The following is a 12442-nucleotide window of genomic DNA, read 5'->3' as shown; positions in this document are numbered from 1 at the left end:
TGCCGCTGCCCGCTGTCTCCCTCGAAGACCCTCCGTGCTGCCACACCCTGGTCCTCGACCAGCCCCGCATCGTCCGGCAGGCCCAGGACACTGCCACAGTGCTCACACAGCCTCCCGTCCTCGGCCGGTGTCCCGCACGCCTTGCAGAACCGGTTGCCCCGGGGATCTTCAGCCTTCTCGTTCATGACATCTCCGACACGGTGGGGAGCAGTATCCGTAACCCGCGTACCCGCGGCGTGCGTGTCGAGTCATCAATCCTCTGCTTCATTTTTTAATTCAGATAAACTCTGGAGCGAGGCGGCCCCAAGGGTTCGAGCGACAGGCATCTCGGATCGGACCGGTGGTCTGTCCAGGGGCAGAAATGCGGGATCCGGGCATCCCTGTAGTCGTCGAGGTGACGTCTGCGTACGCATTCGCGCTTCCTGGTCGAGTGCAGGTGCTCTCGCAGTCGTAGGAGAAGGCGGAGCGGAAATGGCAGTCAGGGAACTACGGGCCCACCGTCTTATGCTCAGAAGAGCGAATTGTTGCCACGCAAACGGCGTTGCAGGAACGTTGCGAAGGTCTGATCTTCCAGGCAGGTAAGCGCCGAACCATCCGCCTTCAGGTAGGCGACGCACCAGCCAGTTGGATCTTCATGGGTGGTGAGCCACCCCATAGCCCGGCCGTCAACTTCCCCCCATTGCATGAATGACGTGTCTTTTCCTAGCGCCTTGAGCATTTCTGACATGCCGCCTCCCAGGTCATTGGTCCTGGTCGCAAGGCTCCTCGACGGGGGGAATACGTGAACCCCCGCAATAACCCCTCCCGCGAATTCTTTCATAATTGCCGTATAGTCCTCCGGAAATTCTGCAACGCAGTCGCCTGTGGCGAATTTGAATTGTTTGTCCGCGTATCCGTGGAGACCCGGCACGCCGATACTGCGAACCCGTTCAAGTACCTCTGCCGTCGACCCGATCTCTTGATCGGCCAGAGTGAAAGCCGTCTCTCGGGTCTTCTCGTAGACCTCCCAGAAGGTGCCTTGCTCAAAGTCCTCGAACGTCTCAAAGGCGGGAGTGCTGCCACTTCCTCCGCTAAGTACTGTCCAGATGAGCGGGGAGGTGGTCAATGGCAGATCTACCCACACTTGGAAGTCCGAATCAGTGAGAACGGTGGTCCAGTCCGCACTGTCTGGCGCAGTAGTGTCCCAGAGTAGTACGCCATCTCGCGTGGTCCGTCCCCACGGAACCATTCCACCAGGGGCAGGAAAGAAAGGAAGTGGAATGGACTGCGCCCGAAAGAGCAGTGAATCCTTCATGCTGGCGATGCGCGAGGAAGCGTCAGTATCGGCGCTGTCAACAAATTCTTGGAGGGAGCGCACAGGAAGATGAGGTCGACTCAAAATGATAGAGCCTGCAATTACCCCTGGCGGTACAAGCCGCGAAAGGGACGAGAAATCTCGCGGGATCACACGGCCATCTTCAGTCGCATTGTGGCGCGGTTCACTCTCTTCGATGTCGGTGCAGAGTCCCATCAGTTGGACGACATCTGTAGGATTCATTCTTCTCCTCGTATGGAACCGAAACGGTTTGGTTGCCTTGCTCGTAGAGGGTGTGTGATCGAGCTTGGGGGTGCGCGGGGCCTGGGGCCTGCCGCGCAGGAGGTGGTGCGGCTGCGGGTGGTGGCCGCGCTGCAGAGTCACAGGCTGGGTCGATGCGCGAGGCGAGACGGCGACGTGACGGCGGAACGCACAGCCGACGGCGACGCAGGAGCGATGCCAACGGCTGTGGCAGAAGTGATCACCGATACTCTCGCCGGCTACGCCGCCGAAGGCTAGAACACCAACACGGCACACCCCTACCGGTCCGTCGCGCGGCGGAACCGACAAGAGGTCATTTCTCTTGCTGACTCCCCCGCACACGGATGATCCTGGGGCACCGAGCACGAGGGGGTAAGCGATGGGGCTGATGCTTTTTCCGGATGACGACAACGCGGCGGGTCCAGACGTCTCCTGGTCCTACACCGGCTTCAGCATGTTCAGGCAGTGGCTGGCTCAGACGGAAGGATGCACACTCGCCCAGATGGACGGCTTCGGCGGGGATCGCCAGTGGTCCAGCGTCTCCACCACTCTGGCACCACTGCTCAACCACCCGGACGACGAGGGACACCTCACACCTGCACAATGCGCGGCGATACTGCCGCGACTGGAGGAAATCCTCAGCCAACGTCACCCAGGCGACAGTGACCCCGTCCTCCGCCGGCGCATCGAAGACGTCAGTGAATTGGTCGCCGTCCTGCGGAGCTGCGTGGACCAGGACGTGGTGCTCATCTTCGGCTGACTCACACGGCACGGCGGGACACATCGTGTGAAGGCGGCCCATAGCCAGAGCGCCCTCTTCCACGAGCTCGGCTGCACCGCCCAGGACAGGCCGCGCTCCCGCTTCTGCGACTGCCCCTGCCCCGCCACGTACCGGCGTCAGCCGACAGATCCTCCACCGCCTGGAAAAGCAGATCGCACACGACCGCCGGCAACCATGCTGGCCCCTGGACTCGGCCCTCGCCTTCGCCAGCATGCAAGCCCTGGCCCTGCCCTACGAAGTGCACCCCGCCAACCCGATTGAGGAACTGGGACACCCGCGCACCGTCAAGACGGCGACTTCAGCCAGCAAGTGGCTCGTGCTGGCCGTTCTCGATCTGGCCGATAGCAGGCTTAGCCGGGCGATGCGGGAAAGGTAGCGTCAACCTTGCCGTCAGACCCGTATCGCACTGACGCGGTCGGGTCTACCACGACCGTAGGGGGAACGAATGCGAGCTTTGACAAGGACGCTCGTCAGCACTGTTACCGCCGTCGGGATCACCGCCGGAAGCCTGGCTGGGGCAAGCGCCGCCCTCGCGGCACCCACGTCGGCCACGGCACCGGCTGTCACTTCCGAAGCTGTCGCCCCGCTCGCGGTGGTCAACCTCGGGCTGAGCACCACACAGGCCAAGTACGCACAGTGCTGGCTCAGGGAGAACTGGGGCTATACCGGAGCTATCGACGGCCAGCTGGGCACCAACAGCTGGAAAGCGTTCCAGCGGAACCTCAAGGCGCACTGGAGCTACACCGGGGCGATCGACGGGATCGTCGGGTCGGGCACGGTCAAGGCGCTGCAGCGTCTGCTCAAGGCGAGCTGGGGCTACACCGGGGCGATCGACGGGATCGCCGGGTCGGGCACCCAGGCGGCTTTCAAGCGTTTTGCCAACGCCTGCAGCGGCTGGTGCTGAACACGTAGGAGCGACACCTGAGAAGCCGTTCGTACCGATCATGGAACGTGCAGGTCAAACAAGGTTCCTGGTCGGGTGATCTTGCGGTGGTGCGGACATGAAGGCGGGGCCTCTTGGTGGCTCGGTGGTGCGAACCTGACCGAGCAGCCCATGGAGGCCCCGTTGTCGTTGTTGTACGCGCTCGCGCCCGCAGACTTCAACTCGTCCGTCGTGTCGTGCGATTGCCTCGCGCACGTGTACAGCAACGCGGCAGTGAGGGTGCCCCCGGCGGTGTGGACACTCTGACAATGGATCTTGTTGATCCGAGGAAGGGTGTCCTGGTGGAACGTAGGTCTCCGTATCCGGAGGAGTTCAGAAACGACGCTGGGCGGGCGTGGCCTCCTGGTGGGCGAGCAGGACCGGCAGCGTGGGGCGGCGGTTACGGCCCTACGTGACGGTCCAGGAGTTTCGGAGGGAGGTTCAGGACCATGTGACTTGGTTTCTGTCTGACCTTGGGGCCTGGGCTGCGGGGACTACGGAAAGCCCCGGCCATCCGGGTGTCAGCGCCCGCGCCTAGGGTGCGGGGCATGATCACGTTCACCGTCGAAGAGTCCTGGGACCGCATCGAGGGCTGGCTTGCGAGGCACGCCCCCGTCACCCACGGACTGCTGCGACCGCCAGCCGCCTTGGCGGACATCGCGGCGGCCGAACTCCGGCTGGGAGTGAGCTTCCCGCCCGACCTGAAGGAATCGCTGCTGCGCCACGACGGTGTGGAGCTCCAGGACGGAACGCTCCAGCTCGACTACTACGGACCGCTGTCCGGGCTCGGGGAGATCGTCTCGAGCACCGAGTTTCTGCGTGCTGTTGGGGAGGATGCTGCCGAAGACGAGGCCGAACTCAACGAGGAGGAGCGCGACGAGTACGCGTACTGGCCGCACGAACGACTGCTGGTCACCCTGGGCATCGGCTGGCAGTCCTCCGACGGACTCTTCCTGGCCACCCGCCCCGGCCCGCACCACGGGCGGGTCGGCCGGTACTTCGACGAGACGGGCTCAACCTTCACCCCCTGGTCGGGACTGCAACGCGTCCTCTCCGACTTCGCCACGGCCCTGGAAGACGGCCTGTCCTTTGACGGGCGGACACCCCTGGCCCACGAGGGCCGGCTGATCTGGGACACGGACGGGACGGTCGTCGCCGACCCGGCCTCCGCCCTGGACGTCGCCGCCGCGGCCCCCGAGCCGCAAATCCCTGCAGCCGAGCCGGCCCCGCCCGCCCCGCAGCCCGACGGGGTATACGGCGTCTTCACCCTCGGAAGCGGCGGATTCTTCGGACCCGAGCCCGCACCGCCCGTGCAGCCCGACGTCGTGTTCGTGACAGGCATCGACCCCGGGGAGCTGCTGGACCGGCTGGGCTCCGTGCCCGCGACCGCCAGGCCGCGCAGCCGGGAACAGGCGCGACTGTCCGCCGGCGCGCCCTGGGCCGCACACCGTCCGATGGTCCGGGCCGGGTCCTGCGGCAATGGGTGGTCGTACGCCACGCAGGAGGGCGGTGACGCGCAGTTCGACCGTCCCGAGGTGCTGGGACGGCTGTCACGCGGAACCCGCGTGGTGCGGCTGGCGAAACAGGGATACGAGGTGCGTGTGACCGTCATGGAGGACGGCACGGAGCGGCCGGAGGCATGCCACCGGGTCGAATCGCCGCGCGAGGACTACGTGACCGGCTCCGACGGGCAGCCCGCGCTCGGACGCGACGGACAGCAGTGGCAGCGGATCGGCGTCGATCCCTGGCCCGGCTCGACGGCCGCCTACGCGCGACTGCTGGCAGGCCTGACGGCGGAGCACGGCATCAGCTGGGACCCGGCGGACGACGCAGCCGTACCACTGGCCAGCGCACTGCTTTTGCCGGTCCTCGACGAGGTGCCGGAGGCGCGGCACCCGGTCACCGTCGTACGCGACGTCGATCTCGGGGCCCTCGTCGAACAGACTCCACCGGGGCGTTTGCGCTCCGCGATGACGGCGCAGCTCACCCGGCTGGCATCGGAGACCGGCATTGACGGTTACTCGGAGATTGCCCGGACGCTGGAGCAAATTGGCCGGGGCGAGCCGGTGGATCTGACGGCCGACGAGGCCCTCGACCTGCGGATGCGAACCATCCGGGCGGAGGCCCGGGCCGTCCGCGGAATGCTTGACGCGGCCCGCAACCAGTCGGCCCCGGTGCCCGTCACCGAGGCCGACCTCGTGGCGTGGCACTCACGGGACGCGGCGGCCGGGGCCCTGCGCCGGTTCCTGCTGCTGCCCCTGCCCTCGGCGGCGGAAACGATCCTGAGCCTGCGCATGTCCGTGCACTGGCGCGACGAGCTGGCGGCGGACCTGGCCGACTAGCGAGCCGCCCAAGATCATCGGCTTAGCGTTATCTGCTGGTCTCTGTGGGGACTCCGTTGGCGTACCGGTGCGTATCCGAGCAGGGCCGTGGGCGTTGTGGAGGTCATGACTCTCCCCCAGACCACTCCACCCGCGCACGGTGCTGCAGAGAACGCCGGTCCGCTGCTGCCCTTGCTCACCCTCTCCGAAAGCCATGACCTGCTGCGTCTGCTGCAGGTCATCGCTGCCGAGGACGACGAACTCGCCGAGGAAGCGCACTGGTTTGCCCAGCAGCTCAGCTCCCGCATCCCACCGGAACCCGCCGGCTAGGACACCGCGGGGGCGATGTGTGTGCCCGACCCCAGACCGTGGACCGGGCCGGGCGCACACGCGGACTCCTGACCGTGCCGTTCGTGGCGGCCCCCTGCGCCCACCCAGGACTTCTGTAGGTTGGCCATCGCGGACCCGCCGTCCGGGCCGGTCCCGAAGGCACCCGCTGATCACATCCGTCCGAAGGACCTGAGCGGCCCGCTGACACCAGTTGCGGCTGAGGCCTCGTACCCGGCGCAACGCCCGCTACCGGGGTTGACCGCCCCCGTTGTCCTCGAACAGCTCGCGGGTAAGGCGCAGCAGCGCCTCCCGTACGCGGTCCGGTGACAGGACCCGTAGCGTGGTGCCCAGGCTGAGGAGGTATGTGGCGAGCTGGTCGGGGTCGTTGCCGCGATTTCGACGATGGTGGCATCGGGGCCGTCTGGGTGATGGGTGCCGATCGGCGTGAGAGCGAAAGCTGCCCCTGCCGACTTCTCGCCGCCCGCTGCTTCGCGCTCCCCGGCCGGCCCGCCGCTACGGCGGGTGCAATGCCTGCGACGCTCTTGGTGCCTGCGGCACCTTCGGGACCCTTGTTGCCGGGGTGCGTGCCCAACTCCGCGGTACGCACGTGCCGTTCGAGGGATATGTCCTCCACGCCTTTCCCACCCGCCAGCCCTTCCGCGCTGCCCGGAGGCGGAGAGTACCTTCCGCCGGCCACGAACAAGAGCCATCGATCAGACAGGTTGTCCTTGAGGTCCTCGACGGGCCGGCACCCCTGCGCCGTTCAATCGCGAGTTGCCCACGCACGCGTCGCACCTGCCGGCCGTGTGGCGTGGCATGGCATGTGTGCAGAATGGCCGAACTCATCTGGGGGTCTGATGTCTCGTTATCCGCGTACCGCTGTGGCCGCCGTGGCGGCGACGGCTTGCCTGGCCGCCATCACCTCCTGCGGGTACGGCCCGTCCGGCCCGCCGCGGGCGCCTCGGACCGAGCCGTTGACCGAGGCCGACCTGCGGTCCGTGCTGCCGGCCGGCGATCCTTTCCAGGATTTCATCGCCAGGCCGTACCCGGAGGCGACGGAGACGCCGGCCCCCATCAGCGCACCCGAGAGCACCCGCCTCTCCCCGGAAAGCCCCAAGGCGTGCGGAGCGCTGGTCGATTTCGAGATGGACCGGGTACGGCACCGGCCCGCCGCACACGTCTGGGCCCGCATGACGCGACGGGGCGACGAGGGCAAGGACATCGACTTCACGAAGCTCAATTCGGTCAGGCTGAGCAGCTACTCCGTCAAGGAGGCGTCAACGGTGATGGACTCCCTCAGTCAAGCCCTGCTGACCTGCAGCTATTTCATTGCCTACACCATGAATTACGGCGATCAGGACGCCGCGATCGTCATCGGTGAACGGAAGGCTCCGGACGCCGGGGACGACGCGGTCGCCTTCACCTGGACCGTGTCGGGCATCGCGATGAACCAGACCGTGCCCATCACGGTCGTACGCACCGGTGGCGTCCTCACCACCTACTCCGGCGCGGTCCCTGCAGACATCCCTCAAAAGCAGCACGAGAAGATACGAGCTCTCATCACCGGCACCTCGGGGTGACACGCCCCCACCGATCGCCGGCTGCCGCCCCTCTACTTGGACACTCGGGCATCCGGAGTGCGGCACTGGTCTCCTCCTCCTACGGCCTCCCTCCCGCACCGGCCGGCCTGGGGCTGAACGACGGCGGTATGGATACCTCCGTGGAGACCGGGCCGTACGCGCTGTCATCAACGGCCGCCGCGCCTCGCGTTAAGACATGCCGAAGGGCACCGCGCACTACTCGGCCCCGGTGTCCTATCCCTGACCCACGGTGCAAAGTAGGGTGGGCGCCGCCGCGAAGGGAGCTCGTTGCGACTCGGTGTCCGGCGTGAAGATGCGCGCTGCCAGCCGCTCGACGGCGGCCAGGGCGTCCCGGGCGGCCCCAGCCCAGCGCTAGGCCCGCCGAGAGTACGACCGAAAACCGCTGTACCGGTGTTCCTCGGCCGGAAACGGCGGAAGCTGGGATGTCGTCAGTGTCCTGGAGTCAGCGAATTATGCGTGTGCCTGGGTGACGAGTTGAGAGGAAAACCGCGTTCGGCTGCCTGCAGGGGTTCAGAATCATGCGACGGGGTCGGCACCGCAGGCCCCCTTACGTCCGACACGGAGGACGCCATGACTGACTGGCACACGTACATCGATTCCCACCTCATCGGAAGCGGAAAGATCACGGAGGCCGCGATCCTCGGCCACGACGGCAGCACTTGGGCCAAATCGGGGGCATCGATATTCGCCCGCAGGAGGGTGCGGCCCTTGCTGCCGCGTTCGCGGACAACAGCACCATCCAGAGCACCGGCTTTTACATGAACGGATCTAGGTTCGTCACGCTGGCCGCAGACGGGGCACCATCCGCGGCAAGTCGGACAGGCGCGCCCTCGTGGCTGTCAAAACCATCCACTGCGTTGTGGTCGGCGTATATGCGGCGCCGGTGCAGGACGACGAGGCGGTGACCGTCGTGGCGAACCTCGCCGACCACCTCAGGAGCACGGGGACCTGATCACGCCGGCTGATGCGGCCTCGGCACTGGTACGGCCTGGGGCGCAGCGGTACAGCGGTCGGCGCTGAGAACGATCAGTTCGGATGAGGTCGGCTCTGGAGTCGCTGGCGGAGATCGGCCTCCTCGTCCGGGCGTCGGATGCGGACTCGGCGAGGGCGAGGGATGTCGTCGATGTCCTGAAGGTTGGCGAAGTCGGCGTGCGCCGCCTCGATGACCTCGGTGTAGGCCTCCTGCTTCTTGTGCTCGGCGAGTGCCCGGTAGATGCTCGCGACGCTGGGGGCCTGGCCCTTGCGCTTACCGGTGGGGATGATCAGGTCGGGCTGGATCTGCTCGACCGATTCGTCGTTCGCCCGGCGCCGGAGCACGGTGTGCGGCATGTCCTCGGTGATGACGGGCGGTCGGCCATTGTGCTTGCCCTTGCGGGCCGCCGCGTCGCGTTCGCGCCGTCTTTCGCGTCCGCGACCGGAGCCGCGGGCCGCAGCCCGATGCCCGCAAGTTCGTCGAGCATGTCCAGCGCGAGCCGCCATTTCGGCTGGTGATGCTCGTCCTCGGGGATCCGGCAAGCCTGCCGGCGGTCGACCGCGTCCGGGCCGTTCCAGGACTCGGGCAGGAACAAACGCCAGGACGACGGGCACGAGGCGGCGTCGGAGGCGGCGTGGGCACTGACCCCGATCTGGCAGTCGCCCACCTTGCCCAAAGTCCCGGAGTACTGGCGGGCCACCCCCGCGGACGCCTCGCCGTCCTTGGGGAAACCGGTGCCGTCGACCACCCACACCTGCGGCCGCACCGCCCGCACGGCTCGCCACGCAAGGCGGGCCCGCACCTCCTGAACGGGCCAGGTCGAGGACGTCATGAACTGCTGCAACTGCTGATGGTCGATCCCAAGCCGCTCGGCCATCGGCTGCATCGGCTTCCGCCGACCATCCAGCAACAGCCCCTGCAGATAGAGGCCGCCCTTGGCCCGCTGATCCCGCCGCGCCAACGGCGCGAACACCTCCGAGATGAACTCCTCCAACCGGCCCCGACACGCAGCAAGTTCACCAGCCCTCATAAAACCAGCGAACTACCAGACACCCAGCGTGACAAGTCCTTCTAATAAACCACTACTAGACAGCCTGTATGCCTGCGGCGTACGACGTGGATTCCGTGGTCATGCGGACCATGCGTCGGCCATCCGTTACTACAGCCGGGCAGGCGCGGTTCCGGCAGGTTCGACTTCGCCCGCCTCCGGCTGCGCCGTGGCTCCCGGTGCGCGCTCGATCATGCCCAACATCACCCCGACGATGATGACGACGCCTCCTGCCGCCTGAATTGGCCGGATCGCTTCCCCGTTGATCACGACGGCGCCGATGACGCCGAAGACCGGGACCAGATTGAGGATGTTCACGGCGACGCTGGATGCCATTGTGCGCAACCCGTAGTTGTAGAGCAGGAACCCACCGACCGAGCACGCCACGGCCAGGTAGACGAGCAGCGACGAGGCGGACGCGCTCGGCACACGCCAGTCGCCCGCCTCCAGCAGGGAGGCGAGGAGGAATCCTGCCGCACCCGCGAGGGTCTGGTAGTACGTGACACTCAGGGCGTTCTGGCCGGCGCTCGCGCGTTTGCCGAGCACGTTGTACCCGGCCCAGGCCAGCCCGCCGAGCAGCAGGAGGACGTCGCCCGTCCACCGTGCGTCCCCGCCGACCTCGGCTCCGTTGCGCACGACGAGGTACGCGCCGACGGTGGCCAGCAGCACGCCCGCCACACGCAGCATCGGCATCCGGGTGCGGAAGAGGGCCAGTTCCAGCAGCATCGTCATCAGCGGGTACGTGGCCACGATCAGGGAGGCGTCGGATGCCGTGGACAGATCGACGCCGACGTTCTCCAGGACGAAGTAGACGGTGATCCCGAGAAATCCGCTCAGGTAGAGCCGGCGCCGCTGCCGTGCGGCAGGCCGGGCCGGGCGATGCCGGTTCATCCGTACCGTCACGCCCAGAATCAGTGCTGCCAGGGCGAACCTGACGGCGCCGATACTGAGCGGACCCACCTCATCTAGCACCTGCTTGGTCACCGCGTACGAACTGCTCCACAACAGTGCGGCTGCCGCCACCGCACACACCGCCCACATGCTGGGCCCTTTCTCACGCATCTGAAATCACCCCTCTCATCAGGTCGAGCACCCGGGGTTTCCGAACAAACGCCGGTCAGTTCCCGGGAACGTTAGCAAGGCAACAGGGATATTGCGTAGAATCCGAATTAGGTTCGGAAAGTAGCGGAGAGAGGCAAGCATGGACGAACTTGATTCGGCGTTGGTGCGGATGCTCCAGGAAGACGGTCGGCGTACCAACCGGGACATGGCCCAAGCGCTCGGTATCGCGCCGTCCACCTGTCTGGAGCGGATCCGGTCGCTGCGCGAGCGCGGCGTCCTGACGGGTTTTCACGCCGAGGCCGACCTCGCGGCGATCGGCCGCGGACTGCAGGCCATGATCGCCGTACGGGTCCGCCCGCCGACGCGTGCGGTGATCGAGGCCTTCCAGGCGTTCCTGGAGCAGATGCCCGAGGTGATCTCGCTCTTCGTCCTCACCGGAAACGACGACTTCCTGGTGCACGTCGCCGTCCGTGACACCGACCATCTGCACGCGGTGGTTCTGGACAAGATGACGAAGCGTCCGGAACTCGCCGACGTACGCACATCAGTGATCTACGGACACACGCGCAAGAGAGTCATCGGACCGGCGTGACTCTGCACAGGGGCCGCGCGAGTGGCTTCGCCCACGGCGGCGAAGCCACTTTCGCTGCTCTGACCGAGGCCGCCCATGGTCACGAGCGAGCCACCGCCCGAAGGCGCGGACCGAGCACCCCGAACGGGCGGCGCACGGTGGCAGAATTACGATGTGTCATCTCGCTCCTCAGCTCTCCGTCGGTCCTGACGATGTAACCGCCGCGAGGGCCGCGGGGAGCGACATCACACCGTCGGATGCGAGGAAGTGGCCGGCTCCGGGAATGATCTGGGCCGATGTCCCCAGGAGGTGGGCAAGACGGTCGGTGTGGCCCGGTGGCACGTAGGGGTCCGCGTCCGACCGGATCAGGGTGAGTCTGCCGACGTGGGTGCAAATCCGGGCCAGATCCAGCGGCCTGCCGATATGAGGGTCCAGCGCAGGTAGCGCGGGCAGCGTGTCGACGAATCCTGAGACGAGAACGAGCGCGCCGAGACGCCACGGACCCACCAGGGAGCAGAGGTGGCGCAGTGCCGTGATGCAGCCGAGGCTGTGCGCCACCAAGGTCGAGCCCTCATCCGGCGTACCGACGCTGGCTGCCACGGCCGCCAGCCAGCGATCAGGGTCAGGCGCCCCCGAGTCAGGGAGGGCAGGAACGGTTGCAGGAATGCCGCGGGCGTCGAGCTGGGCAGCTAGCCATCCGAACCAATGATCTTCGGGTGTTGCGGCGTAGCCGTGGATGATCGTGGCCCGCTTTCGGGTTGTCTTCCTTGTCATGGCGCTGAACGGTAAGGCTTCACGCCAGCGTGAAGGTCAAATCACTGGAGGACCCGTGCGTATCAGCGAGCTCGCCGAGCTGACCGGGGTGACAGCGCGAGCGCTGCGCCACTACGAAGACTGCATGCTCCTGGTCCCCGCGCGCGATCGCAATGGCTACCGGGCCTATACCGATTCCGACATCGCGCTCGTGGCCCAGATCAAGACGATGATCGCCGCAGGGCTCAGTACCGCAATCATCCGCCGTTACCTCGATTGCGCTCGTTCGGGCGAGCACGGTGTGTCCCTGGAGATGTGCCCCGACCTTCGGGCCGAGCTGGATGCCCTGGCACGACGCCTTGATGCCAAGGAAGCCGCGCTCAGAGAGAGGCGGCAGCAACTTTCGGCACTCGCCGCCGCTCGCTAGCTAAGTAGCCGTTGTCGTACCGGTTGTGGGACGTGTGGATCGAACAGGGTTCCTGGTCGGGTGATCTTTCAGCGGTACGCGCATGAAGGCAGGGCCTC

At 66.6% G+C, this 12442-nt stretch carries 13 protein-coding genes and 2 pseudogenes; 8 read left to right on the top strand and 7 right to left on the bottom strand.

Going from position 1 to position 12442, the window contains the following annotated elements; genetic code table 11:
- Positions 1-185, bottom strand: a 185-nt coding sequence (locus HNQ79_RS33365; RefSeq protein ID WP_221508371.1) for a hypothetical protein, incomplete at its 3' end; no start/stop codon positions are given.
- Between the two features lie 323 nt (positions 186-508).
- Entirely contained in the window at positions 509-1537 is a 1029-nt protein-coding gene (locus tag HNQ79_RS32690) for a hypothetical protein (RefSeq protein WP_185036621.1), read from the bottom strand.
- Positions 1538-1934: 397 nt separating this feature from the next.
- On the opposite strand from HNQ79_RS32690, the gene HNQ79_RS32685 reads away from it, so the two are divergent.
- The 4 genes from HNQ79_RS32685 to HNQ79_RS32670 all read left to right on the top strand — a co-directional run bounded on the left by HNQ79_RS32685 (position 1935) and on the right by HNQ79_RS32670 (position 5909).
- Positions 1935-2315, top strand: a complete 381-nt coding sequence (locus HNQ79_RS32685) for a hypothetical protein (RefSeq protein ID WP_185036620.1) — start codon at positions 1935-1937, stop codon at positions 2313-2315.
- A gap of 466 nt (positions 2316-2781) precedes the next feature.
- Positions 2782-3240, top strand: a complete 459-nt coding sequence (locus tag HNQ79_RS32680; protein ID WP_185036619.1) for a peptidoglycan-binding domain-containing protein — start codon at positions 2782-2784, stop codon at positions 3238-3240.
- Positions 3241-3806: 566 nt separating this feature from the next.
- A complete protein-coding gene (locus tag HNQ79_RS32675; RefSeq protein ID WP_185036618.1) occupies positions 3807-5600 on the top strand; it encodes an SMI1/KNR4 family protein in 1794 nt (597 codons plus the stop codon).
- Between the two features lie 105 nt (positions 5601-5705).
- Complete coding sequence (locus HNQ79_RS32670) at positions 5706-5909, top strand: DUF6417 family protein (protein ID WP_185036617.1); 204 nt, start codon at positions 5706-5708, stop codon at positions 5907-5909.
- A gap of 246 nt (positions 5910-6155) precedes the next feature.
- On the opposite strand, the gene HNQ79_RS34990 is transcribed toward HNQ79_RS32670, so the two are convergent.
- Positions 6156-6260 (bottom strand): hypothetical protein, encoded by a 105-nt coding sequence (locus HNQ79_RS34990; protein ID WP_444545298.1) that lies wholly within the window; start codon positions 6258-6260, stop codon positions 6156-6158.
- A gap of 506 nt (positions 6261-6766) precedes the next feature.
- Here HNQ79_RS34990 and HNQ79_RS32665 point away from each other — a divergent pair.
- Both HNQ79_RS32665 and HNQ79_RS32660 read left to right on the top strand, forming a co-directional pair.
- Positions 6767-7489, top strand: a complete 723-nt coding sequence (locus HNQ79_RS32665; protein WP_185036616.1) for a hypothetical protein — start codon at positions 6767-6769, stop codon at positions 7487-7489.
- Positions 7490-8080: 591 nt separating this feature from the next.
- Positions 8081-8462, top strand: a pseudogene (locus HNQ79_RS32660) (profilin).
- A 74-nt stretch (positions 8463-8536) separates the two neighbouring features.
- On the opposite strand, the gene HNQ79_RS32655 reads toward HNQ79_RS32660, so the two are convergent.
- From HNQ79_RS32655 to HNQ79_RS32645, 3 genes and pseudogenes are all read right to left on the bottom strand, one after another.
- Positions 8537-8839, bottom strand: a complete 303-nt coding sequence (locus HNQ79_RS32655; RefSeq protein WP_229923756.1) for a hypothetical protein — start codon at positions 8837-8839, stop codon at positions 8537-8539.
- A 41-nt stretch (positions 8840-8880) separates the two neighbouring features.
- Positions 8881-9513 (bottom strand): annotated as a pseudogene (locus HNQ79_RS32650) (IS701 family transposase); the annotation flags it as partial.
- Positions 9514-9642: 129 nt separating this feature from the next.
- Positions 9643-10593, bottom strand: a complete 951-nt coding sequence (locus tag HNQ79_RS32645; protein WP_185036614.1) for a DMT family transporter — start codon at positions 10591-10593, stop codon at positions 9643-9645.
- Between the two features lie 139 nt (positions 10594-10732).
- Here HNQ79_RS32645 and HNQ79_RS32640 point away from each other — a divergent pair, with 139 nt between their 5' ends.
- Entirely contained in the window at positions 10733-11185 is a 453-nt protein-coding gene (locus HNQ79_RS32640; RefSeq protein WP_185036613.1) for an Lrp/AsnC family transcriptional regulator, read from the top strand.
- A 168-nt stretch (positions 11186-11353) separates the two neighbouring features.
- On the opposite strand, the gene HNQ79_RS32635 is transcribed toward HNQ79_RS32640, so the two are convergent.
- On the bottom strand, positions 11354-11938 hold the full coding sequence (locus tag HNQ79_RS32635; RefSeq protein WP_185036612.1) for an RBBP9/YdeN family alpha/beta hydrolase: 585 nt from the start codon (positions 11936-11938) through the stop codon (positions 11354-11356).
- Between the two features lie 55 nt (positions 11939-11993).
- Between HNQ79_RS32635 and HNQ79_RS32630 the strand changes: the two genes are divergently transcribed.
- On the top strand, positions 11994-12344 hold the full coding sequence (locus HNQ79_RS32630) for a MerR family transcriptional regulator (RefSeq protein WP_185036611.1): 351 nt from the start codon (positions 11994-11996) through the stop codon (positions 12342-12344).
- The last annotated feature ends 98 nt before the right edge of the window (positions 12345-12442 follow it).

Origin of the sequence: Streptomyces candidus (assembly GCF_014207445.1) — a bacterium.
GTDB classification, from domain to species: Bacteria; Actinomycetota; Actinomycetes; order Streptomycetales; family Streptomycetaceae; genus Streptomyces; species Streptomyces candidus.
Note: the sequence above shows the minus strand (reverse complement) of the source record. Positions and strands in the feature narration are given on the sequence as shown.